Genomic DNA, 23,700 nt, shown 5'->3' with positions numbered 1-23,700 from the left:
ATCTGACACAAAAAATAGATTAACTTATCGACTAAGCTAGTACAGACATGGCGATTGACTTTCCTGCACAGCCCCCCTCTTCTATGCCGGTCTCGCCCTCTTCAAGGTCCGCGAGAAACCTCTGAACTCCCTGAACGATCTTTAGAGGTTTGCTTATATGTTAATTTTTTTAACATAAATGGATGATCCTTATCTACAAAAAGATATATATATATTGTTTTATATGTTAAAATGATATTAAATATTTTATATTGAAGAAAGGAGTGTTTTCATGATAAAGTCATGGTTACAACCGATTGGCGCTATAACTGTTATTGCGGTGATGACTGCATGTGGCGGCGGTGAAACGAATAAAGAAGCAGGGGAAGCTGAAGATTCCGGAGAAACGGATGAAAACAACGATGTCGAGGCGGACCCAGCTACATTTTCAGATGAAGAATTTATGGTCATTGCTCATCGAGGGGCCAGCGGTCATGCCCCCGAACAAACCAAACATGCCTTAGACCAAGCCGCTGAAATGAACGTTGACTACCTGGAATTAGATATTCAAAAAACAGCAGATGGTGAACTTGTCGCTTTTCATGACGATGAAATTAGCCGAACCACGGACGGGGAAGGCGCTATTGGCGATCATACCTTGGATGAACTGAAATCGCTCGATGCAGGATCCTGGTTTAACGAAGAATTCCCCGATAAAGCTGATGAAGCATATGAAGATGCAGATATCCTATCCCTAGAGGAAATCATTGAACGGTATGGAAACGATGAGAAGTACTATATTGAAACAAAATCACCGGAAATTAACGAGGGATGGAAGAGCAACTCGTGGAGACTGTAGAGGATCATGGATTAGTGGAAGAAGGAAATGTAGTGATTCAATCTTTCAGTCAGGAGAGTTTACAAACCATGCATGACTTGAATGATGACATTCCACTCGTGCAATTGCTTTGGTGGGAAGAAGAAAACGGCGAATTGGAAGAATGGATGGATATTACGCCTCAGCCGGATGAAATGACCGAAGAAAATTTTAAAGAAATTGGAGAATACGCGGTTGGTATCGGGCCACATTTGGAAACGGATGAAGGTACTCAAGTGCTTGACGAGGCGTTTATAGAGAAAACACAAAATCAAGATTTGCTCATCCACGTATATACCATTAATGATCAAGCGGAAATGAAGCAGCTCTTGGACTGGGGTGTGGACGGCATTCTTACAGACTTTCCCGATCGCTTACATGCAGTGTTGGAAGACCAAGAAAAAGAATAAGCCTTTCCTGGATTAAAGCTTGAGTGATTCGCTTTGCACTTGCATCAAAAAGATAGTTTACTTATGCTAAAGAATCATATACTAAAAAGACCAAAGGTGTGCGCTACACACACCAATGGCCTTCCAACAGAACGGTATCCTTCAGGGATATGCGTTCACGGTTTACGTGAAGTAGTTACCCGAGGGTTGCAATCTCAGGGGTAGCTACTTCGTATAATAAGGTCAATCAGTACTACATGGTATTCATGTAATATTGGTTGACCTTTTTTAGTGACTAGTCTTAGATTAAGGTAGCCGGGCAGAGCGTGGTAGTTACTGGGTCTGAGAACCCGTAATAAAAAACTGCTCGCCCCCTACTTGTTGAAGCAAGATTAAGCTGGTTGAGACTCGATCTCGTATTACATGCGAATATATGGAACAACAAGATAGGCATAGGGGTTACCGGTGACTAATCACAAATGGGAGGGATCGTGTTGCGTCCTGCTGTTGGTATTGATGTATCCAAAGGGGAAAGTCACATCCAAGCATTTAGGAAACAAAAAGACGTTTTCGGACGAATCTTGAACATCCAACACACGAAAGAAGGATTTAGGGAGTTCCATGCCTTTAGCCAGAAGCTTGAGAGGGAAGTTGAGCAGAAACCAGTCTTTATTATGGAAGCTACGGGTCATTATCACTTACCGATGATTTTTTTCCTTGAAGAAAAAGGGTATGAAGCCATCGTAATCAACCCGTACATATCCAGTCATACGAGAAAACATTCGTTACGGCGAGTGAAAACCGACGTCGCAGATGCTTATCATCTTGGACAGCTTTTTTACAAAGAAGAATTTGAAACGTATAAACAGCGAAGTCAACAGGCGATTAAACTAAGGCAACTCACACGGCAAAGAGACAGCCTTACCGATATGCATACGCAGATCAAATTACAGTTTCAAGCTACGATTGAGAAAATATTTCCGACCTATCCCAAACTCTTTCACAAATTCTTTTCAAAGGCTTCTCTACAAGTGTTAGAATCCTATACAACACCTGCATCGGTACTTGAAACACCCAAAGAACAAATAGCGAATGATATTTATGAAGCCATCAAGCCTGCTCGCGACTATAATTGGGCAGAAGGTAAAGCTGACCATCTGATTGAATTAGCTAACATCGCTCCGATACAAGACATTGAAGAAGGCTTATTAATTAATCTGAATATTCAAATGAAACTCTTAGAGCAATATCTTATGCATATAACAACATTAGAGAAAGAAATCAAAACGGTCACAAAGGATATGGAGGAATATCATCTTCTCACTTCCATTCCAGGGGTAGGCGACATTACAGCCGCAGACATCATTGCGGAGATCGGAAGTATTGACCGTTTCAATAACCCCAGAAAACTTGTGGCGTTTGCAGGTGTTGATCCAGAAGTCTATTCTTCAGGTCGTTTCACTTCAAGCTCGAATCGGATTTCAAAACGTGGATCGAGACAGTTGCGGCGTGCCATGTACATGGCCGCGAAATGTGGGCTCAGTGGAAAGGTAAATGGACCTTTACAAGCCTTTTATGATAAGAAACGGGCAGAAGGAAAGCCGTTTAAAGTGGCTGTTATGGCTTGCGCAAATAAGTTATTGCATTGGATATATGCCATGTTAACGAAGAAAGAATATTTCATTAATGAGTAAACAATAAAATAAGTAGCACTTTATCTCGTTCTTAATTCCAAAATTTTACATATTGGAGCTTCTTTAGTAGTGCCTTTTTTAGGTCAAAACATATACTATTTATGCCATTAAAGCACTTCGTTTCTTGAAATCATAGAATCTTATCATACACTTCTTGAACCTAACGTCAAATATCCACATTCATTTGGTCAATAGGATAGCTGGATACCCAGACATGATGTCGGTGTTTGACCACCACCCTTGCATTCCCAGCCACGTCACTCCAATACTCATCACAAACGACGTCGTGGGGAGAAGCTTTTTTTCATTCGTAAGTACCACAGTGATACTCGACGGCATGTACCCATTGAAAATGTTGCGCTCGCCCTTGCAATCGTTGCTTGTACCCCTTCTCCGGATCGAGGAGGACATGATGAACATCTTTATAGACCGTGAGCAAACGCATGGCTTCCAGCACTATCACCAGTCCTTATTTGTATTGACCGACAGATTTCTATCACAGAATCACAAGTAAATAAATCATGTAAAAATGGGCTTTTCGATGGCAGTTGTTGTGTCAAGTTTGGTATGAATCCAGTTCGCAAAGTTATATGCAAGAAGTCTTAGGGCGATCCCTGCTTTATTTTTCTTTGATATATGCATCTAACATCGTATAAAACTCTTGTTCACTTAATGCATTTTCAGTTATGATATTTTCATACATATTTTTGTTAATTGTTGAATCTACTTGTGTTGTTTCTTTAGAATTTAATTGACCTTGGATCTTTTCCATTTTATTTTTAATACCTCTTAAAAATTGTTCTTCACTATCATTTATTCCATTGCTATTCAAAAAAGGTTTTATTTCATAGCCTTGATACTCAGTCCCATTGATCATAATGTTTACCGATCTTTCTATATAATCTAACTCATTTATTTGGGGTAAATCATACATATAGTCCCCATTTCTGGTCAGCATGTGACTTATCATTGTTAATGATTGTGTTAACCGCAAAAGTTCACTGTTATATTCTTGATAATCCTCATTTATAATTGTATCAGTGCGCTCGATAGCATTATTGAGCTCTATATGAAAGTCGTTGAGAAAGATTGCAAAATGACGTTGGTGATCTTGATTAACTTGGTAATATTGATAATTAAAAAATAAGCTACATAGTAAAACTAGTGTCAAAAAAACCACTAAGGATTTTTTAGCATTCCGCATTATTATATACTCCCATTAACAAGTCTGGGTGAAACATTTCTTCACCCAGACTTAAATTTATTCATAAATTTGTTCCTAAATCTGTTCTATAACTCCAATTTACATTAACCGCTTGTCCGCCAGATCGATGGATTTCTCCTTGAAATGAGGTATTGCTACCTACATTTTGCATAACCCAATTAGAAAGATCACCAGCAATAGCACTGTAAACTCGATCATCATGAAATTCTCTTTGTTCTTCAGCCGTTTGGCCTGAGAAAACTTCCGTTTGTCCTAAATCTTCAGAAGTATTAGGAGTTACCACATCCCATATATCGGAAACATTATCACCGAAAGGTACTAACCCTACAAGATAGTTAATTGCCCCACTGCCACTTCCGCTTTCTAAGTTAGTTCCATTTAATGTCTGATTGCGATAAACATTTGTGTCTTCTTGAACAGTTTGGCCTAACTCCAGGTTCATATATGCCAAACCCGCACCATGAAATACTACGTCTATATCACCCGAATTATGATCGTATTCTACTAGTATGCCATCTCCTACAGTTAATGCAAAATCATATCGAGCAACTTCTTCTTCAAGGTTAGTAAAACCAGCGGACCCTGTTAAAAGTGATATTTGTGTAAGAGTCATATCAATTTGCTCTTGGCTATGAGCATGGTAAGTGAACCTAGGATCAGAATTCATGCCTTGATGTCTTTTCCACCCTGAATCTCTGAACAAGCTTTCAGGAAGATTATAATCAGATAAATTTGCACTGCCAGAATCGCTTAGATCACTTAACAACCGATTCAGTTCGGAATAATCTACTGGTAAATCTTCAAATTGCTGCGTACCTATTGGCTCGTCAACGCTGAAGCCTCCATCCGTATCTGCTTCCCCACTCATTTCAAATTCCAATGAATCTTTTTGATTTTGACCATGTTCTGCTTTATTATGAATGTTTAGAAGCTCAATTACTTCCTCCTGTGTTTCATCCTCTCCCATTCCATGCTTTTCAGCATAGGCATTCGTTTCGTCATAAATATGATCAATTTTTTGATCATCTACACTATGTTCAAATTGCATCCAGTCACCATTTTCTGAATCCTCTATGATCAAAGAAAGTATATTATCCTCTTCTTCTAGGTGAAACTGTAGAACATTATATCCGTTACTCGCCTCAATATCTCCGATTACATCACCAGTATAATAACCTTCGCCCTTAATTGGCAACAATACCCCATTAAATTGAATTTCTGTTTCAGAATCATTGATAACAAGATTTGCATCTCCGTCAATTGCTCCATCTTCGTTAGAAATGTTAAATCCGTCTAAATGTACTTTATTATCTTCATGTAATTCATTTTCTGTCTGAACAACCTTGCCATCAATATTATCAACATACAAATCATTTGATTCATTAGCATTAGTAACCTGAGTACTTAACACACCAGTCAAAACTAGTGATAATGGAATTCCAATTACTTTTTTCATTTTAGCCCTCCATTTTTAATATCCAAAGTTATTACTTTTAACCCATAGTCCATATTAAAACCATAAAAACACTTTTGCATTACTCGCCCCCTTTGAAACAAGTGATACAGGCATCATGCATTGGCATTTACAATTATGTCAATAATTTTACAATCAAACCTAAGAATAATCTATAGAATTATTGGTAGTTAGGTCCTTTTTATTGTTAATAACGCTTTTTTTCTAACATTTTATGCTTTAAATTATATATCGAGCATATTGACATAGGAATTCAGCATGAAAAAAAATGTCTCACACGCCCAAAAAACGAACAGTAATAATTCGGATCGGATCTACTTTGCCCTTGGTGACAGTTTCGCTGGTACTGCCCCAAGTAAGTACGGATATGTCTCTGTTTTCAGCGTGATCTAGATAGCCAGCAACTGTTATTTTTTCCATTCGATAACCAATCTTCAACTGTACCTTAAATCCCAGATTTGATAATTCGTTAAAAATAACCTATTTATCCCAATATCACTGCAAATCTTCACCATAAACTGAAGGAAAGTAATAATAAACCCACCATTGAGACATGTCATGAGTCGAATTATTATGTAGCTTATAGATACCGTCATTTTTCAAAATACGGTGAATTTCAGTCAATGCTTGACCTTTATTTTTAAAATGATGTAGTGCATAGTTATTGACAATAAAATCAAAAGTGCTGGAACTATAAGGCATATTTTCCGCATTAGCTTGTATCAAAGATACATTTTCTAATTTGCTATTTGCGATCTCCAACATATCATTTGAAGCATCCAACCCAAACCAATTAATGTCCGTTTTATTAAAATATTTCATTTGTTTCTCAAGGTAAATGCAAGTTCCACAAGCTAAGTCTAATACGTCATACTCGCTTTGTTTTTTTGATCAATGTATTGTTTTAAGTCATCATCAACGTCTACTTCCTTAATCCTGTATTGATTTCGGTCATATATATCAGAAATTTGTGAATAATACGTCATATTAATCAAAATACCCCCCTCGAATACACGTAAATTATAACATGGAGGTTTGATAAACAGCCTATCTCTACTAAAATTTATTCTTGAATATGGCGTTTTTACGGAATAAAGTAACGCTCATAAAGAGCATTACTCTTAAAATTCATACTTGACTCAGGTTAGCTGGTTTTTTTTCTGTTGAAAACATCCGATGCGATAAAATAAACAAGCGTAGACACGGCCACGCTAAGCATCAAAGCTTCATAAACAGAAATAAAGGATCACCCCCCATCTGTCCGTGAACGACGGACAACCACAGACATGACGGTTGACGAGGTGAACGCTACCCCTGAGAAACTCGTTCTATTGTGTCTTCATTATACCATATGATTTCCTTCCCTTAGTACCCCCGGTTAACTCATAAGCACCGAAAACCCATAAGCGACCAAAATAATAAACGAAAGAAACACAAGCGCGAAAGGGATATTCCGTTTTATAATCGCATACGGACTTACTCTTAATTGCATCGCGAGGATGGTTGGCGTGACATTCAGCGGCCCGACCATAATCGTGCAAAGGCCTGCCCCGATCAACAAGACACTGACGCCATACGGATACGCCGCGACTACATCACTAAGAAAAGGCGTGATCAACGCAATCGAGATTAAAGGGTGAAAACCGATCAGCGCAAGACCGAAGATAAAAAAACCGATAATAGCATAAAAAAGCAAAACCGTGTAATTTTCATAAATATGATGAAGCATCACGTCCAACTGCTCAAAAACACCGGTGTACGGAAATATTTCCACAAAAAAACCGGCGGATAAAAACAAGAAAAACAATCCGTGCATTTGCCGGGCGTTTCCCTTCACACGGGAGAAAGCTAGCGTACGATACCTCTTTCCCCGTTTCAAAAACAGCGCCCATCCAAACGTAAACGGCACGATTAAGATGGTAACGGTAAATAAAAATGTCTGGGTGCCAAAACTGTTAAACAGAAGCACGAGCAAAATAAAAACCGTGATCGCAATGCCCATTTGCAAGAGTTTTTTCGTCAGGTACTGTGGGTCGCTGCCTTCTTCCGTTTCAAGCGCATCAATGGTGATGCCTTTATAACGCCTGCTATGTAAATACCAATCGACGCTCATAAACAAGATGCTAATGACCAGAAACGTGGGCAACAATGTTATATAACTTTGTCCGGTGATATCAATGCTTGCAGCCACAATAATCTCCGTTGGGCTCCACAATAACACGAAGGCATACGCGCGCAGTAAACTGTGGGAGAAAAATTGCTGGATTTTTTCTCTGCCCAACGATTTAATCTTTTGATTCACCGCTGAGACAACCACCGGTATCGTTGCCACATTTAAAAATAAAGTGAGCATATAAGTAACAAGCGACGTTCGTCGATACAAAGTAGTGGCCGTCGGCCGCGGACCGCTGCTGATCATGTTCCCAAGCGCTTGATCATAGCGCCCAATCGATATGACCACGCTCATACAAGGCAATACAAACAGCAGGGACAACAACCCGGCTAACGATCCAAACAACGACACAAAAGGCTCATCAATCGGAGCGACGGTCATGTAAGAAATAACAGCAAGCATCAAGAAGGAAAGGCCCACCCATCGATAAAGGGGACCTGCCTTTTTAATCGTTAATAATATAATCACGATCGAACTAATGCCAATCACATAATCCAAAAATTCCAATGCAACAACTTCACTCAATAAGTAACTAATTACCAAGATAAAAAATAAATAAAATATCGAAAACACCTACTTTGTTGGAGGTGACCCTTCACTTTATCCCTATGATCACATATTCCGGTTCAGAATACGAAGGACTTGCTCAACGTCGGCGACTGGAAGTTGGCCGGGGGCAGAGGTTTGGATGCCCGAGGCAAACGTAAGTGCCGAGCCAAACACCCCTCCCGCCAATCGTGAAACCATGCCGTTCTCACCCATCGCCATGGAAATCAGGGGAATCGGAATATTGCGGCTCATTTTTTCCGTGACTCGAAATAAAGTAAGGACATCCGCCAATGATTGAGGCATGACTGCAACCTTTGCCACATCGGCACCCCGCTCAACGGCTGCATTTAATTTTTCCTCCAGCACTTGTTCCGAAGGCGTTTCCGTAAAATTATGATAGGAAAGAACAACATCGATGCCCTGCTGATTCGCTTGCTTACTTAAATGGAAAATATCTTTTTCCGCCTGACGTAATTCAATGTCTACCCCGTGCACATACCCGCTTGTGATGAGGGCTTCATAAAGCTTTACCACCTGAGCTTCATCAATCGGGATCCTTTGACCTCCTTCTGCTTCCGAACGCCTGGTAAAGAGCAAGGGGCGTTTCGTTTCCCGCTGAATCTCTTCTGCAATCCGGACGACCATGTTCACATCTGAAATATTTTCAAAGTGATCCACACGCCACTCAAAGATATCTACCGTCGTCCGTTTCAATTGGTTCATTTCATGTTGCAATGCCTCGTGACTCTTCCCCACTAACGGAACACACACTTTAGGATCGATCGGTTTGTCGTTATCACGAACGGCTAGTTGTAACCCCTCATTCATTTCATTGTCCCCTTCCGCTTCTCCGGATCATTCTCCCTCTATTTTCCGCTTAAATTCATTACTTTTCAAACATGATTTGCTACAATGGCTATCAAGAAATTAGAAAATCGGAGGTTTTCGTATGGCAACATCGATAGATGAAACGATTCTTCTTACCGGTTTCATGGGTTCCGGAAAAACAATGATCGGTGAAGCATTAGCCAAAAAATTAAATAAACCATTTGCTGATATTGATAAAATCATTGAGGAAAAGGAAGGCATGCCGATTAAGGACATTTTCAAAAAAGAAGGGGAAGCAGCGTTTCGCGCGAAAGAAAAAGCTGAAATCACGAATTATCTAACAGGTGCTAACGTTGAAAATGCGGTCGTTTCTGTCGGTGGCGGAGCGTTTCTCCAAGAAGACATACGCGACCTTTGCATGGAAAATGCCACCGTCGTCTTTCTCCACATCTCTTGGCAAGCGTGGCTGGATCGCATGGATATGCTTGTGGCTACCCGCCCTGTGCTGCATGGGAAGACGATATCAGAAATCCGTTCCTTATACGAAGAACGACAAGCGATTTATGCACGTCACCATCTCAAAATAACCGTCGATGGCCTTGACCCTGAGGAAGCAAGTGGTAAGATTATTACTGCATTTTAAAGCAATCATTATAGCACATAAAAGCTCCTCCCTAGAAGTTAAGGAAGGAGCTCAAACATTATTGGAAGCAAACAAGCTTTCGAAACACGTTTTCGTTTATGTCATCCGCAAAAATGCCGCGATCGGATGGCTGCTTGAATTTCATTTTCATCCATTGGTTTGCTGCTTCTGCTCTGCGGTCATCGCCTTTGTGCTCGAGATCATGCTGTGCTTCTTCGAGCAAATGGACCGCCGCGTATAGGTCATACATAAAATCCGCCAATTTTTTGGCTGCCGCCTGTTGGCCATGCTCCTCCGTGTTGAGAAGCTGTTCCATGAGCGATTCTAATTGACTAACTTCATTTGCTAATTGTTGCCGGATATTTTGAAGTGTAGGTGAATCAATCCTATTCAGTGTGCGTTTAAGATCTGCCGTAAAAGGTTCTGCGCCACCTTTGTTCAACGTTTTTACCACTTCCAATGCTTGGATGTTGGCAGTCCCTTCCCACACCGGATTGACAACTGCATCTCGAAGCAATCTTGGCGTGACATATTCTTCGATATAACCATTGCCTCCATGCAACTCGATCGCTTCTTTCGCAACAGATACACCAAGGTCACTGCCACGGTATTTGGCAAGGGAAAGCAGGATACGCATCAAGGCGTAGTCTTCTTTGGAATCTTTCCCATACGTATGAATCTCGTCAAATTTACGTATTGTTTGCGCGACGATCGCCCAACCGGCTTCTATCGCTGTGATCATTTGAACAAGTGTTTCTTGGACCATCGGGAAACTGTTAATCGTTTGTCCAAATGCGTTCCGATGGCCCGTGTAAATCACGGCTTCCAGAAAGGCTCTTCTGGCGATGGCGATTCCGCTGAGAGCAGTACCGAGGCGGGAAACGTTGAGCGCCTCGGCCATGTATTTAAATCCTTTGCCTTCTTCCCCGATCAAATAGCCGACAGCCCCATTTAACTCCAACTCCCCGCTCGCGACGGCCCGAACACCTAACTTATCTTTTAAGCGACGGATAGAGACGTTATTTCTTGAACCATCTGGAAGCGTTCGCGGCATCAAAAACAACCCAAGGCCACGTGTAGATGGTTGATCATTGACCCGCGCCAATGTGATGGCAACTTCTGCATCACAGTTGCTCGCAAACCATTTCTCTCCGCTTAGCAAGTAATGATCACCTTGTTTAACGGCTTTTGTCTCGGTCGCCCCTACATCTGACCCCCCTTGAATCTCGGTCAAAAACGTGCCTCCCTCTTGATGCAGCTCAGGGTCGGTCGTCGTTAATAAAGATAAATAATCCTGCTGTTGTTTTTCACTTCCGAATTTTTCAAGAACAAAGGCAGCAGACTGTGAAAGACCCACCGGACAAGTGAATCCTGACTCCGCTTCGCAAAGCATATACAGAAGTATCGCATTAACCATAAAAGGAACTTGTTCCGGGGCGTGCTCATCGTAGCGATACGAGACAACCCCGGTGCCGTAACCGTCTTTAACCGTTTGCAAATACCCTTCGTTGTACCAAACTTCATTAATCTCTTCGCCTTTACGATTGTAGCGAATAAGTTTCGGTGCGCCATCCCTATCTGTATGCACCGCTCGACGGTCAATTGATTCAGCCGCAAGTTGCCCTGTGCGGGAAAAGTCTGATTGAACATACTTTAGCATTGATTCAGACAAATATCGCTCTGCATATCGCTGTAAAATCGGATCATCATCATACCAATTGGCGTCGTTACCCGCTTCCCATTTCGTATAATCGATTCCTTTTTGATCCTGTATGCTTTTAGGCATCGGTTACATCTCCTTAACTTTTTGTTTTATTAATTTTCCACTGGCGTTATGCGGTAGTTCCTCCACAAATCGATAAATACGTGGGTGTTTGAAATCGGCAAGATGTTCGGAAACAAATGCTTTTACATCCGCTTCCGTTATCTTTGACTCCCCCTCTTTTACGATTACCGCTTTGATCGTTTCCCCCCACGTGTCATCAGCCACACCGACTACGCTAGCTTGATAGATGCCAGGATGCTTGGCCAATACTTCCTCGATTTCGCGAGGAAAAACGTTCACTCCGCCGGGAACAATGATGTCTTTTTTACGGTCAACGATGAACATATAACCGTCTTCATCAACATAAGCCATATCACCTGTGTACAGCCAACCATCTCGAATCGTCATTTCTGTTTCTTCTTTATTATTGTAATATTCAACCATCAAGGTGTCGCCTTTCATTACAATCTCCCCGTATTTCCCTACGGATGTTTCCTCTCCTGCATCATTTACGACCTTCATTTCAACGTTGACTACCGGTGTTTTTCCTATGCTTCCCGCTTTTGTGTGGTGTTCCTCAGGCGTGAGCTTGCACCCATTGGGACCTGATTCCGTTAACCCGTAAACTTGGTAAAAATTTTGATTGTTAAATGCTTCACTGACAAGTTGATAGGAAGCCAAAGGCATCGGACTCCCTCCATATGCAAAGATCCTCATGCTTGATAAATCATAAGTGGAAAGAGCAGGATCTTTCGCTGCCGCCAAATACGCTACCGGGGCTGCAAATGTCGTCGTTGCCCGCTCTTCATGAATAAATTGTAGAAAGGCTTGTGGTGTAAAATCACCGATCACATGCGAAGCTCCACAATAGAAAGGTGCAAGGAAAAAATCATTCAACGGGGCCGAATGGGATAACGGCATCAATGTCAAAGCACGATCCTCATTTGTCAATTGAAACTCGATCGCGATACCCGCGGCAATCGCTATTAAACGTTCATGAGTGAAGACGGCTCCTTTGGGTACACCGGTGGTTCCCGATGTAAACATCATAATCTCGCAGACATCATTTGCATTTATGGAAAGGTCCAAGTTGTCCGGGGAGTAGTCGCTTGCCTCTTCGATGGAGGACTCAATGGAAAAACGATGAAACAGTGGTGTTTCCCAGATTTCGCGAGGGCAACATCCAGGTAATTTCTTTTGGTTGGTATGGACATGCCGTTCAGGGAATGAATGCCTTTGAATAATATGCACAAGACAAATGTTGAGCCATTCCCTCGTCATTCGACATCAAACGAGCAAAGGAATGCCCGAGCTATGATTACTGGCTATTGATTTCGACAGCTTTTGAGCTAAACGGTGTCGTATAAACGCTCCGATCCATCCCTAACAAACTGAGGATGCGGTCCAATTGCGGCTCATGATTATCCGGAAACAACCGTCGGAGTTGACCGTCGATCTCCATGTGAATAATATCGACGGTATCCAGCAGTTCTAAGACAGCTTCGCCCGTCGGGCGAATGCTTCGACGGCCACCGCCCCCCATCAAATTCAGGGGCTCGTCATCTGTTTCCATGCTTGTGCGAATGAGGTATTCGAACAGGGAATAAATCATCATACTCATCATCATCACATAAGCAAAAGCTTCGACACGGCGGGGTTTTTCCAAGAAAAGCCGTCGGACAAAAAACGGATCCTTGAGAAACCGGAAGCGATTTTCCACGGTTTGTTGGCCTTTATAGCCTTTCAATAGGTCCACGTCGGAGGCCGTGTCGTTGCCCGCATTGGTGACCAGGATAAAGATGGACGCTTCTTTGCGAAGCTGTTCGAGGGTCTCTTCCGACGGGGATTGCAGCTCTAATTGGGCACGATAGACGGTGACCGGCGGAGGCGGCGGTTCCCCTTTTTTGGGACGCCCGCGTTTCTCGCGTTTGCCGGGCACCTCTTCACGGACCACGGTGCCTTCAAACGTATGATACCCTTTGTGATGGTGCTTGAGAAAGTCGGCAAGCGCAGCTTCGGCATCGGCCTCACAAGCAAAGTCCCGGCTTTCCAGCTCTTTTTGCTCTTTGCGACAGCTTTGCTTTTCATTTTTGAGTTGGTTGTCGATCTTCTTTTTCTTCCGACCATCCATTTGATCGGATTGAACAACCAGAAACCGGTAGGGGTTTCCGTGCAGTTTCTCTTTGGCGGGATAGGTGTGATAAGAAGCCGCCCCTTTGCGGTTGACAAAGTGGCCAATATCTTCCCATTCATTTTCATCGTCCTTCAAGGCTTTTTCTTTCAGTGTTTTGGCCACTTTAAAATTTTCCGGCAACCGGGATAAAAACTGAAAATCTGGCTGATCCCCTTTGCCTTGGACCATTTTTAAATTGTCTTCGGTGACCAGTGCGCTGTCCGCGATAAAAATCGCTTGGGCCAACTGATCCGGCTCGTACCATTGTCTCAGAGCTTTCATGACTTTCGCGTTCCATGTTTTATCATCCTGATTGCCGTTTAAGACGTCGGCATAGACGGGGATGCCCTCCGGTGATGTCGTCAACCCGAATTTAATCTGCGGAGCATCCGGGCGATGATCTTTGGTGTGGCCATGGACGATTTTTAATAACGCCTCATCATCGGGGTCGTTTTTGGGTGCACCTGTATATACAAAGGACGTGGTATCAGCGTGCAGCCCTTCCCACGTAAGGTTGACGCAGGATTGCACCCCTTGAATGCTGTGCATACAAATCTCTTCAAGCCCGGCGTTATAAAGGGCATCTAAGGCCCGTCCCAGCGCATCATCATTGAAATCACTCGCAGTGACGCCTGGGCCGAACAGCAATTCAACATCTTGGTTTTCATAGAATGCTTCGACCTTGAAGAGGGGCTTACGATCAGACAATTGGTTGATGATCAAAGCGGCGATCCGTGTGCCCACGGACACTTGGCAATCTTCCTTTTTGACGGGAGAAAGTCTATCGATACGTTCGACCAATCCAGCTTCTTCAATCAATTGGCGAATCACGGGAGTGGAGCCGAGACGCACCGTTTGAAAGCCCGATATACCTTCCATGGATTCAGTCACAGGAATCACCTCAAAATCTGGCTTCCTTCTACACTTTGATACAAGAAGGCCAAATTCCTGCAAAAATTAAATTTGACGCTTAAACGGGCGCGAAATATGGGGTGTTTGCTCCTCAACCATATCTATCTGCGGTTTGAAATCGCTTTCAAAAAGAGCACCCGAAGTTTCCATGTTTTCCAGTATTGGAGTCACTTCCCCTGGCGTCAACTTGACATTTACCGGCATTGGTACGGCTCCTATTTTCATTAATGCAAAATAAGCAAAGAAGAAATTTTCGCTGTTGGTAGAGACGATCGCGATGCGGTCTTGACGTTTGATTCCTTTGTGCTGCAGAAATCGCCCGAGTTGATTCGCTCTCGTGTTCATTTGCGGGTAAGTGAGTCGGGCGGTTGCCGTAATAAATGCTTCTTTTTCCGGAAACTTTCTCGCATTTCGCTCCAATATTCCGTGAATCGTATTCATTTTGATACCCCCCTGATCTATACGTTAGTCATTTTGAAACTTTTCCCTATATGCCAAAATGTCCGCCTTTGCTGTTTGTAATTCAAATAATTTTTCCTCAATTTGTTTCAATTTTTGATCTGTGATATCCAATATTTGTTTTTTCTCCTCCTGCCCTTTTGGGTTGCTTTCATATAACTCAACCATCTCCTTAATTTCCTGCAAGCTAAAGCCTAAACGTTTCCCACGGAGAATTAATTTCAACCTCCGGCGTTCACTGTCAGTAAAAGAACGTTGTTCACTCGGTTCCTCGCGGTCTACTGACTTGATTAAGCCCATTTCTTCATAATAGCGAATCGTTCTTGAACTAATATCGAATAACGATGCCAATTCCTTAATCGAATATTGCTTATGTTGGCCGGCGGACATTTTTTTCACCTCTTGTTCAGTTTACGTTAACGTCAAGATATTAAGATAATATCACGCTAGTTTTTGTGTGTCAATCACCTTAAAAATCCCTTCCTATTATTATAGCAAGGGCTCTAATGGTTATTTGTGACAATGAAATAACTATATAGACCAGCATTCGGCTAACCAAATGACCTTCTATTTGATAGGCAATAACAAAAGGGAGATCTTTCTGGTCCCCCATAAATTGTTACTGACCCAAATTAATCCAGAACGGTTACTTCAACATCCTGTCTGCCAAACTCTAACGCTTCGTCTTGAGTAGGAACGTGAAGGTCGATTTTTTCGCCATTAATGGCGCCGCCGGTATCTCCTGCAACAGCCTCGCCATATCCCTCGACATGGACAGTGGAACCGAGCGGAATGACATTAGGGTCAACTGCTACAACGTTTGCGTCACGGTTGTTGTTCAAATCAATGCCTGTTGCTGTTACACCGCTGCAACCATCACAATTTGCAGTATATGCCGTAGCTTCCATTGTATACGTTTCACCTTCCGCATCGGATGACCCATCGTCTGATGCAGAAGCGTCACCGGATGCTTCTGCATCAGTGGCTTCTTCTTCAGTAGTTTCCTCTTCAGTCGCTTCCTCTTCTACTGTCTCTTTTTCTTCCACAGCTTGATCAGCATCATCCGTCGTTTCTTCAGAAGTTCCATAATAAAGCACTCCGAAAGTTTCGGGACCAGCTAATCCATCTACTTCAATTCCGGCCTCAGATTGGAAAGCTTTTACTGACTCACCGGTTTCAGAATCAAAATGACCATCTAAGGAGCCATCATAATAACCCTGTTCTTGTAGTGTTTCCTGCAAATCAGCGACGAGTGCATGATCATCGCCTTCTTCCAGAACTTTTAATGCACCGAGTGTTTGAACACCAGCCTTGCCGTCAACCATCAAATCATGATCCTCTTGATAATTTTTGACTGCAATAGACGTTTGATCGTCATAAACGCCACTGATGTCATTTTGTTGCAAATATCCTTCTTCAAGAAGCAAATCCTGAAGTTGTTCCACGTGATTATTCTCTATACCTTCGGTTAATAACTTGCTTTCGGTTTCACTGGCCTCTGTGGCAACCGGCACAGCAAAGAAAACAAATGCAACTGCTAAGGCAGATAAAATATAGTTATTTATCAAATTTGGTGTTTTCAATTTAATCATGTATAAAGCCTCCTGTTGGCAAAAATATATTGAAATTAAATTCAACCAACTTATAACAATCTAGCAATCTATGAACATTTAGGCAAGGTCTTTTAAAAGAATTTAATGGAATTGCAAACATTTTGTAATAGATGTAATGACATACCAGTAACAGTAAAGATACATCAAATACTCCTACCCGTATGTCCATATGGAGGTTGCGACCCCGGAATATCAACTAAAAACAATGTTTAATCAGTACAGTAATCCATTTAGAATTCTTTTATCACCCATAAAGAAGTTCTCATCCCAACGTTTAATTTCCGATCAAAAAACCGACACTGCTAACAGACTCATATATCCATTCATAGATGAGGTGCTAGCCGTGCAAACAGCAACGAGGCGTCCATATAAAAGGAAAAGGAATAAATGGCATGTGCTTTTTCGGCTAACGCTCGGGATGGGAATTATTGGCGCGTTAGGTCTGCTCGTCATTTTTGGCATTGCTTATGCGCTTGGTCCTCCGCCGATGGAAGAATCCCAGTCAACGACGATTTATAGTGACGACGGGGAAGTCGTCAACGAGCAACACCAAGGACAAGCACGGGAATGGACAGATCTCGAAGATATTTCCCCCCATGTGGTCGATGCTTTTATCGCTGTGGAAGACCGTAAATTTTTTGACCATCATGGGTTTGATTACACGCGAATCGGGGCTGCCGTTTTGAATAACATTCAATCGATGTCCATGTCGCAAGGGGCCAGTACGATTACGCAGCAATATGCACGTAACTTATTTTTAAATCATGATAAAACTTGGGATCGAAAGATCCGTGAAGCGCTTTACGCCCTCCGTCTTGAATGGCATGTTCCGAAAGAAGAGATCCTGGAAGGGTATGTCAACACCATTAATTTCGGCCACGGTGCATACGGGATTGAACAAGCCGCGCAGATGTATTTTGACACATCAGCTTCTGAGTTGAATGCCGCCCAGTCTGCCTTGGTCGCCGGTTTGCCGCGAGGGCCTTCCTACTATTCCCCTTATGTCTATCCAGATCGGGCGGAGAACCGGCAACAAATGATCTTGGATATGATGCACGAGCAAGGGGAGCTTGACACCGCCGAATACGAGGAAGCCCTTGAGCATGACCTGACGTACGAAGCGGCAGAGGAAGAAGAACTTGAAACGACAGCACCCTACTTCCAAGATACCGTTGAACGAGAACTTGTGGAACGCTACGACCTTGATCCTGAGGTGCTTGAAGCGGGCGGTTTGAATATTTATACGACGATTGATCCGGAGTTGCAAGAAATCACGGAACGTTACGTGGAAGCAGAACTGCCAAAAGATGATCCGCTGCAAGGAGCTGCCGTATCCGTTGACCCGAGAACCGGCGACGTGAAAGCAATGGTCGGGGGGAAAAATTACAGCGAAAGTCCATTCAATCGCGCTGTTGATGCGCAACGCCCTTCAGGATCTGCATTTAAACCGTTTCTTTACTACGCGGCACTGGAGAATGGGTTTACCGCAGCAACTCCTCTCAAAAGCGAACCCACCTCTTTTCCGAATCCGCATGGGGATGGCAGTTATGAACCCGGCAATTTCAACGACATCTATGCGGAGGACTTTATTACGCTGGCACAAGCAATGGCGTATTCCGATAATATCTATGCCGTGAAAACCAATGTCTTTCAAGAGCCGGAAACCCTGGTTGAAACCGCGGAAGCGGCAGGAATTGAAAGCCCGCTATCGGCAAACTTGTCGCTTGCGCTCGGCACTTCGGAAGTCAACGTCTTGGAACTGACAAAAGCATATAGCCCGTTTGCAAACGGCGGCGAGCAAGTGGAACATCGCTTGGTGGAGCGCGTGGAGGATCACGAGGGAAACGTATTGTTGGAAACCGATCCTGAAAAACAACAAGTGTTTGAACCGGAACTCGCCTATATTACGACCGATTTAATGAAGCAGATGTTTGCTCCATCCATGAATGATCACGTGGCTGTCACCGGGCATTCCATTGCCCATTTATTACAAAGGCCGGCTGCGGGAAAAAGCGGGTCCACCCCTTCGGATAGTTGGATGGTCGGTTTTACGCCTGAGCTCGTGACCGGTGTATGGGTTGGTTATGATGACAACACCGAGCTTGATCACGGGGAGCACGGGCAGATTGCAAAGCGTATCTGGGTAAATGCCCTTGAAAGCGGGTTGGACGGACACCTCAAACAGGACTTTTCCACTCCTGAAGGGGTCGAAGAGGTAGGCATAGATTTGGAGACCGGGTTGTTAGCCGATGATGCTTGCGGCGAGTCTTACACGGTAGCCTTTTTGGAAGATACGGAGCCGGAAGAATCCTGCACGGCTTACCTTAATGACGAAGAAGCGGAAGAGGACGCGCGCGAGGAACGAAAAGAAAAAGAGAGCGAGAAACTCATGGACAGATTAAAACGTTGGTTTAGCAGCGATGAGACAGAGTTGTAGCTCAACAGAAGCTCGTGCGAATCAAAGCGTTATATTTGTCCTCCCCTCTTCTCGGGTGAGGGCATTTTTTTTGATCTTTTCGGCCACTATAATCGCTCCATGACGACGCTGAGTGCTAGATCTTCCCCGTTCGGTCTTCATGAACCGCTCGTGGCGACCATATCGACTATAAAATCGAGGTGATGGGCTCCATAGCGATGCTGGGCGCTCGTAGGTTGCTTATTTTATTTTTCTATTGTCCATTTTCCATGACTTGCAAACAAGAAGCAGGATTTTTACTTCAATACAGAGAATCTGTAAAAAAGGCGGTGGAACCTCGAATGAGCAACGAATTATATATCAAAGAAAAGCCGCGAAGACGGTTGTCGCGCTTTTGGAAAATAACATTGGGCATTGCGCTTATCTTTCTTTTATTGGCAAGCGCGGCCGCTGTTTGGGCTTACCTCCAACTGACGAGCGGGCTCCCGCAAGTGGAAGGAGAATATGAAGCTTCAGGTCTAGCGTCCGAAGTAGATGTGTATCGGGACGAAAACGGCGTCCCCCATATCGAAGCTGACAATGACGAAGATTTGTATTATGCTCAAGGATTTGTAACCGCACAGGACCGCATGTTTCAGATGGACTTGAGCCGCAGACAAGCATCCGGCATGCTCAGTGAAGTCGTTGGTGAAGATGCGCTTGATTCGGATCGTTATTTTCGCACCTTTGGTCTGAGGCGAGCTGCAGAAGATTCATTGGACGCCTATGATGAAGAGGCCCTGGCTGTCCTTGAAGCTTATGCCGAAGGGGTCAACGATTATATCTCCCATATGCGTACGGAAAATGAACGCCCGGTGGAATTTCGGTTGCTCGGCTATGAACCGGAGCCATGGACCGTGCTCGATACGTTAACGATCGGAAAATTTATGGCTTACGACCTGGGCGGCAATTGGCAGGGGCAAGCTTTTCGGCATTGGCTCGCCAACAATGCAAGTGAAGAAGAGGCGCTCGATTTAATGCCTACATATCCAAATGATGGCCCCATAATTCTGGACACAGCTAAAAATACAGATATAGACATTGAGGACTCTTTTGCCGATGCCGGCGATTATCAACCGGATCCTTTTAACGGAAGCAACAACTGGGTTATTTCCGGCGAACACACGGAATCCGGCGCGCCATTACTGGCGGATGACCCCCACCTCGGGCTAGACACCCCTTCCATATGGTATGAAACCCATTTGAAATCCCCATCGGTGAACGTTACAGGGGTGATTTTTGCCGGTGTTCCCGGAATCATACTTGGCCACAACGAAGACATTGCCTGGGGAGTGACCAATGTAGGTCCCGACGTACAGCAATTGTATATAGAACAGCAAAATCCTGACGACCCGTATCAGTTTTTATATGAAGAGGATTGGTACGATGCGGAGGTGGTGGAAGAATTTATAGAAGTAGACGGATACGATGAGCCATTCCTGCACGAAACAATTATAACGCGACACGGACCATTAATCTCTGAATATGCCTACGAGAAAGGAGTCGTTGGCGATGAAGCACTCGCATTAAAATGGACGGCACATGAACCTTCCACGGAAATGCAAGCTCTAATAGACATGAATCGCGCCGATGATTGGGAAGGTTTCTCAACCGCTTTGGAACATTTTCATGCACCGGCGCAAAATTTCGTATTTGCCGAAGCAGATGGCGATATCGGCTACCGGGCCAATGGAAAAATTCCGATCCGCCCAGATGATGAGGATGCCCTCTTCCCTGTTCCGGGCTGGACCGGAGACCATGATTGGGAGGGATATATTCCATGGGAAGAATTACCAACGATCGAAAACCCGGAATCAGGCATGATCTCTACCGCGAACAACCAGATCGACAATGAAAGCTACGACTATCATCTATCACACACGTGGGCGCAACCTTACCGTCATGAACGCATTCTCGACATGCTTGAAGAAGGTAGTTCTTTCACTGCCGATGACATGCAAGCCATGCAAATGGACGTGCAAAATCTGCATGCGGAGGAGTTTGTTCCGATCTTAACGGCAGCGGTCGCGGATGAGGAACTGCGAGAAATTGATGAAAAAACAATGCAATTGCTCACTACATGGGATAAGATGGATGTTGCCGATGAGAGTGGCCCGCTTATCTTCCACTTATGGATGAACGCCATTCCCCAGGTCTTATTTTCTGAGGACATTCCCGAGAGCATTCTGGATATTTTTGAAGGGGAGGCGAATGTTGTCGATCAATTAATCCGTAATGCTGCTGATGGAAACCCGGGCCCATGGATAGAAAAAAACGGTGGGCTGCCTGAAGTAGCAGCGGACGCCTTGCAACTCGCTGTTGATTATGCCGTCGATACACAAGGAGATAAACCGGAAGCGTGGCTTTGGGGCGATTATCACCGCGCCGTTTTTGCTCATCCACTCGGGGATGTAACGCCTCTTCACCTTCTCTTTAATCCCTCTCCCGAACCCGTGGACGGGAGCAGCATTACCGTGATGGCCGCCAGCTATGAAGAAGAAACCGGGGATGCAGATCATGGAGCAGGTTGGCGAGGCATCATGGATTTGGCTGATTTAAGTGAAAGTGAGCACATCGTCGCGCCTGGGCAGTCCGGCCACGTCATGAGCAATCATTATCACGATCAACTCTTAGATTGGGTGGAAGGGAATTACCATACGACTTCGATGGAAGCGGAAAGCTATCAATCGGAGGGCACGCATTTGCGATTGGTCCCGGAGTAGATGAACGGGTTTGTTGTTCCTCTCGGAACAATGATCCTTGCTTTTGAGGGATTACTCACGGTTGCCGCACCGATCAAGGTGGCGCTTCTTGCCAGCTTCCATTCGTTTTATTTTTTAAAGAAAGGTGTTTGAAAGAAAAATGATGAAATACTTACAGAATCTCGGCCGTTCATTGATGCTGCCCGTCGCGGTGTTGCCTGTCGCTGCCATTTTGGCCGGTCTTGCTCACTGGATTATCGAATTGTTTGGCGAGAATGTCATCGCCAATTACATGATGTTCGGCTCTTCTGCCATTCTTGACCATCTCGGTATCCTGTTTGCCGTCGGTGTTGCGATCGGCATGTCGAAAGATCAACATGGCGCGGCCGCCTTGAGTGGCCTTACCGCTTTTTTGGTTGTGACATTTACACTGCAACCGGGAGAAGTTGGCACATTACTGGGCATTGAAGAAGGGGCTGTCAATCCGGCCTTTGACGCCATCTACCTTGACAACGTGTTCACTGGTATTTTATCCGGACTTATTGCATCTGCTATGTACAATCGTTTTAGTCACGTAAGGCTGCCAGACGCGCTCGCCTTCTTCAGCGGCAAGCGACTTGTTCCCATTATGAGCGCGGGAGCGATGTTGGTTGTGTCAGCCGTATTGTTTTTCGTATGGCCGGTCGTTTATTCCGGTCTGGTAGGATTTGGAACATGGATTGCTAATTTGGGTCCTACCGGCGCGGGTTTGTACGGATTTTTTAATCGTTTGCTCATTCCAACCGGGTTGCATCACGCGTTAAATAATGTTTTCTGGTTTGATCTTGCCGGCATCAACGACATTGGAAATTTTTGGGCGCCAGGTGAAGGAGAACAAGGCATTACCGGCCGCTATCAAGCAGGGTTTTTCCCGATTATGATGTTCGGCCTCCCCGCGGCCGCTTTGGCGATGTATCACACGGCAAAAACAAAACGGAGAAAACAAACAGCATCTTTAATGATGGCTGCCGGGTTTGCTTCATTCTTTACCGGTGTCACCGAACCGCTTGAGTTTTCCTTCATGTTCCTTGCTCCGCTTCTGTATGTGGTCCATGCAGCTTTGACCGGGCTTTCGCTCTTCATCGCGGCAACGTTCCAATGGACAGCCGGATTCAGCTTCAGCGCAGGTTTTGTTGACTATACCCTGAGTTTAGCGGTCCCTATTGCTAATCAACCATATATGTTACTTGTCCAAGGTTTGTTCTTTGCTGTTCTTTACTACTTCCTGTTCCGATTCTTGATTCAAAAATTTGATCTGAAAACACCGGGACGTGAGTATGAAGAAGTGGTAGCCGAGACAGAAGGCAGTCAACCTACAGCTGGCGGCTCCGTTACTTCTCCAAAGGATAAAACCGCCGTTATGGCAGAAGACATTTACGAAGGCTTGGGCGGAGACGAGAATGTTACTTCGATTGATAACTGTGTTTCCCGCTTACGGATTGAAGTGGATGATATGGATAAAGTTGACGAAGGAAAAATTAAAGCAACCGGTGTTCCCGGCATTAATGTTGTCGGCAAGCATAATATTCAAGTAGTCGTCGGAACACAAGTCCAATTTGTTGCCGATGAAATGATTAAAATTAGGAACCGGGAATAACCCATAGGAAGAGGCTAGGACAAAACCTTTTTGGTTTGGATGATTGTCATCATCTATGGGAGGGTGCATGTTCACGGCGGTGTGCTTTCTCAAGTTTACCGCCATGAATGCAACCCCTAATTCATTTTCCACTTTCTCTTTGCCTCGTACAGAC

Annotated in this window: 20 protein-coding genes; 8 read left to right on the top strand and 12 right to left on the bottom strand. The window is 44.0% G+C overall.

Annotated features, from left to right (window positions below):
• Window positions 1-271: 271 nt before the first annotated feature.
• The 3 genes from EPH95_RS19515 to EPH95_RS11480 all read left to right on the top strand — a co-directional run bounded on the left by EPH95_RS19515 (window position 272) and on the right by EPH95_RS11480 (window position 2,939).
• Window positions 272-838, top strand: a complete 567-nt coding sequence (locus tag EPH95_RS19515) for a glycerophosphodiester phosphodiesterase family protein (protein WP_264371944.1) — start codon at window positions 272-274, stop codon at window positions 836-838.
• Window positions 811-1,266 carry a glycerophosphodiester phosphodiesterase family protein gene (locus EPH95_RS19510; RefSeq protein WP_264371943.1) on the top strand — a complete coding sequence of 152 codons (456 nt, stop codon included), beginning with the start codon at window positions 811-813 and terminating at the stop codon, window positions 1,264-1,266. Before EPH95_RS19515 ends, EPH95_RS19510 begins: the two co-directional genes overlap by 28 nt.
• A gap of 458 nt (window positions 1,267-1,724) precedes the next feature.
• The gene (locus EPH95_RS11480) at window positions 1,725-2,939 is read left to right on the top strand and encodes an IS110 family RNA-guided transposase (RefSeq protein ID WP_227003884.1); all 1,215 of its coding nucleotides are present in this window, start codon (window positions 1,725-1,727) and stop codon (window positions 2,937-2,939) included.
• Window positions 2,940-3,243: 304 nt separating this feature from the next.
• Here the strand turns inward: EPH95_RS11480 and EPH95_RS18870 are convergent, their stop codons facing one another.
• The 6 genes from EPH95_RS18870 to aroD all read right to left on the bottom strand — a co-directional run bounded on the left by EPH95_RS18870 (window position 3,244) and on the right by aroD (window position 9,188).
• A complete protein-coding gene (locus tag EPH95_RS18870; RefSeq protein ID WP_160141735.1) occupies window positions 3,244-3,396 on the bottom strand; it encodes a hypothetical protein in 153 nt (50 codons plus the stop codon).
• A gap of 162 nt (window positions 3,397-3,558) precedes the next feature.
• On the bottom strand, window positions 3,559-4,143 hold the full coding sequence (locus EPH95_RS11475; protein ID WP_142090110.1) for a hypothetical protein: 585 nt from the start codon (window positions 4,141-4,143) through the stop codon (window positions 3,559-3,561).
• Between the two features lie 61 nt (window positions 4,144-4,204).
• The gene (locus EPH95_RS11470; RefSeq protein WP_142090108.1) at window positions 4,205-5,620 is read right to left on the bottom strand and encodes a hypothetical protein; all 1,416 of its coding nucleotides are present in this window, start codon (window positions 5,618-5,620) and stop codon (window positions 4,205-4,207) included.
• Between the two features lie 513 nt (window positions 5,621-6,133).
• On the bottom strand, window positions 6,134-6,460 hold the full coding sequence (locus tag EPH95_RS11465; protein WP_264371942.1) for a class I SAM-dependent methyltransferase: 327 nt from the start codon (window positions 6,458-6,460) through the stop codon (window positions 6,134-6,136).
• A gap of 556 nt (window positions 6,461-7,016) precedes the next feature.
• On the bottom strand, window positions 7,017-8,384 hold the full coding sequence (locus tag EPH95_RS11460) for a hypothetical protein (protein WP_227003883.1): 1,368 nt from the start codon (window positions 8,382-8,384) through the stop codon (window positions 7,017-7,019).
• Between the two features lie 39 nt (window positions 8,385-8,423).
• A complete protein-coding gene (gene aroD, locus EPH95_RS11455; RefSeq protein WP_142090102.1) occupies window positions 8,424-9,188 on the bottom strand; it encodes a type I 3-dehydroquinate dehydratase in 765 nt (254 codons plus the stop codon).
• Window positions 9,189-9,309: 121 nt separating this feature from the next.
• Between aroD and EPH95_RS11450 the strand changes: the two genes are divergently transcribed.
• Window positions 9,310-9,831, top strand: a complete 522-nt coding sequence (locus EPH95_RS11450) for a shikimate kinase (protein WP_142090100.1) — start codon at window positions 9,310-9,312, stop codon at window positions 9,829-9,831.
• A gap of 58 nt (window positions 9,832-9,889) precedes the next feature.
• Here the strand turns inward: EPH95_RS11450 and EPH95_RS11445 are convergent, their stop codons facing one another.
• From EPH95_RS11445 to EPH95_RS11420, 6 genes are all read right to left on the bottom strand, one after another.
• Window positions 9,890-11,617, bottom strand: coding sequence for an acyl-CoA dehydrogenase family protein (locus tag EPH95_RS11445; RefSeq protein ID WP_142090098.1), 1,728 nt, complete (start codon window positions 11,615-11,617; stop codon window positions 9,890-9,892).
• Window positions 11,618-11,620: 3 nt separating this feature from the next.
• Window positions 11,621-12,847, bottom strand: a complete 1,227-nt coding sequence (locus tag EPH95_RS11440) for a class I adenylate-forming enzyme family protein (protein ID WP_227003882.1) — start codon at window positions 12,845-12,847, stop codon at window positions 11,621-11,623.
• 67 nt (window positions 12,848-12,914) lie between these two features.
• Entirely contained in the window at window positions 12,915-14,660 is a 1,746-nt protein-coding gene (locus tag EPH95_RS11435; protein WP_142087587.1) for an IS1634 family transposase, read from the bottom strand.
• Between the two features lie 66 nt (window positions 14,661-14,726).
• Window positions 14,727-15,122 (bottom strand): AMP-binding protein, encoded by a 396-nt coding sequence (locus EPH95_RS11430; protein WP_142090094.1) that lies wholly within the window; start codon window positions 15,120-15,122, stop codon window positions 14,727-14,729.
• A gap of 24 nt (window positions 15,123-15,146) precedes the next feature.
• Window positions 15,147-15,530, bottom strand: coding sequence for a MerR family DNA-binding protein (locus EPH95_RS11425; protein ID WP_142090091.1), 384 nt, complete (start codon window positions 15,528-15,530; stop codon window positions 15,147-15,149).
• A gap of 242 nt (window positions 15,531-15,772) precedes the next feature.
• Complete coding sequence (locus tag EPH95_RS11420) at window positions 15,773-16,732, bottom strand: peptidoglycan-binding protein (RefSeq protein WP_142090089.1); 960 nt, start codon at window positions 16,730-16,732, stop codon at window positions 15,773-15,775.
• 415 nt (window positions 16,733-17,147) lie between these two features.
• Here EPH95_RS11420 and EPH95_RS11415 point away from each other — a divergent pair, with 415 nt between their 5' ends.
• From EPH95_RS11415 to nagE, 4 genes are all read left to right on the top strand, one after another.
• Window positions 17,148-19,190, top strand: a complete 2,043-nt coding sequence (locus EPH95_RS11415; RefSeq protein ID WP_227003881.1) for a transglycosylase domain-containing protein — start codon at window positions 17,148-17,150, stop codon at window positions 19,188-19,190.
• 320 nt (window positions 19,191-19,510) lie between these two features.
• Window positions 19,511-21,931, top strand: a complete 2,421-nt coding sequence (locus EPH95_RS11410) for a penicillin acylase family protein (RefSeq protein WP_142090087.1) — start codon at window positions 19,511-19,513, stop codon at window positions 21,929-21,931.
• Entirely contained in the window at window positions 21,932-22,063 is a 132-nt protein-coding gene (locus tag EPH95_RS19505; RefSeq protein WP_264371941.1) for a hypothetical protein, read from the top strand.
• A 7-nt stretch (window positions 22,064-22,070) separates the two neighbouring features.
• Complete coding sequence (gene nagE, locus EPH95_RS11405) at window positions 22,071-23,546, top strand: N-acetylglucosamine-specific PTS transporter subunit IIBC (RefSeq protein WP_142090085.1); 1,476 nt, start codon at window positions 22,071-22,073, stop codon at window positions 23,544-23,546.
• The last annotated feature ends 154 nt before the right edge of the window (window positions 23,547-23,700 follow it).

This window comes from Salicibibacter halophilus (genome assembly GCF_006740705.1).
Classification (GTDB): Bacteria; Bacillota; Bacilli; order Bacillales; family Marinococcaceae; genus Salicibibacter; species Salicibibacter halophilus.
The sequence above is the reverse complement of the archived record's forward strand: the minus strand, read 5'-3'. Positions and strand labels throughout refer to the sequence as shown.

What these genes read in the sequence shown, in the direction of transcription:
- EPH95_RS19515 (WP_264371944.1), top strand. Translation starts at nt 272, where the DNA reads ATGATAAAGTCATGGTTACAACCGATTGGCGCTATAACTGTTATTGCG.
- EPH95_RS19510 (WP_264371943.1), top strand. Translation starts at nt 811, where the DNA reads ATGGAAGAGCAACTCGTGGAGACTGTAGAGGATCATGGATTAGTGGAA.
- EPH95_RS11480 (WP_227003884.1), top strand. Translation starts at nt 1,725, where the DNA reads ATGGGAGGGATCGTGTTGCGTCCTGCTGTTGGTATTGATGTATCCAAA.
- EPH95_RS11475 (WP_142090110.1), bottom strand. Translation starts at nt 4,143, where the DNA reads ATGCGGAATGCTAAAAAATCCTTAGTGGTTTTTTTGACACTAGTTTTA.
- EPH95_RS11470 (WP_142090108.1), bottom strand. Translation starts at nt 5,620, where the DNA reads ATGAAAAAAGTAATTGGAATTCCATTATCACTAGTTTTGACTGGTGTG.
- EPH95_RS11465 (WP_264371942.1), bottom strand. Translation starts at nt 6,460, where the DNA reads ATGAAATATTTTAATAAAACGGACATTAATTGGTTTGGGTTGGATGCT.
- aroD (WP_142090102.1), bottom strand. Translation starts at nt 9,188, where the DNA reads ATGAATGAGGGGTTACAACTAGCCGTTCGTGATAACGACAAACCGATC.
- EPH95_RS11450 (WP_142090100.1), top strand. Translation starts at nt 9,310, where the DNA reads ATGGCAACATCGATAGATGAAACGATTCTTCTTACCGGTTTCATGGGT.
- EPH95_RS11445 (WP_142090098.1), bottom strand. Translation starts at nt 11,617, where the DNA reads ATGCCTAAAAGCATACAGGATCAAAAAGGAATCGATTATACGAAATGG.
- EPH95_RS11430 (WP_142090094.1), bottom strand. Translation starts at nt 15,122, where the DNA reads ATGAATACGATTCACGGAATATTGGAGCGAAATGCGAGAAAGTTTCCG.
- EPH95_RS11425 (WP_142090091.1), bottom strand. Translation starts at nt 15,530, where the DNA reads ATGTCCGCCGGCCAACATAAGCAATATTCGATTAAGGAATTGGCATCG.
- EPH95_RS11420 (WP_142090089.1), bottom strand. Translation starts at nt 16,732, where the DNA reads ATGATTAAATTGAAAACACCAAATTTGATAAATAACTATATTTTATCT.
- EPH95_RS11410 (WP_142090087.1), top strand. Translation starts at nt 19,511, where the DNA reads ATGAGCAACGAATTATATATCAAAGAAAAGCCGCGAAGACGGTTGTCG.
- EPH95_RS19505 (WP_264371941.1), top strand. Translation starts at nt 21,932, where the DNA reads ATGAACGGGTTTGTTGTTCCTCTCGGAACAATGATCCTTGCTTTTGAG.
- nagE (WP_142090085.1), top strand. Translation starts at nt 22,071, where the DNA reads ATGATGAAATACTTACAGAATCTCGGCCGTTCATTGATGCTGCCCGTC.